Source organism: Sutterella massiliensis (genome assembly GCF_016899755.1).
Taxonomy (GTDB): Bacteria; Pseudomonadota; Gammaproteobacteria; order Burkholderiales; family Burkholderiaceae_F; genus Sutterella; species Sutterella massiliensis.
Map to the genome: position 1 here is coordinate 1 of NZ_JACJJC010000446.1, position 264 is coordinate 264.

1 pseudogene is annotated in these 264 nt (G+C 36.7%); it reads right to left on the minus strand.

Annotation, left to right across the window (positions count from 1 at the left end):
• A pseudogene (locus tag H6A60_RS13845) lies at positions 1-142 on the minus strand (MBL fold metallo-hydrolase); the annotation flags it as partial.
• Positions 143-264: the final 122 nt, after the last annotated feature.

The window sequence follows — 264 nt, forward strand, 5'->3', positions numbered from 1 at the left end:
ATCCTAATTCTTTAAGTAGTTTAAGGTCGCGATCGACTTGTTCTATGACTGGATCGACAAGAATTGCCTCTTTAGTACTAGGTTCGGCAATCAAATAAGTGTAAGTGCTAGACTCTGAATCGAATAACTGACGGAATAACATTTTTCAGACCTCGGTGTTTTCATAAAGGTTATCAGCTATAGAGTGTGAAGAACTAACTCCTTCATTGGTAGATAAGCATTTAGATCGAAGTCAATTATTTTTGCCATTTTAAAGGCTTGCTC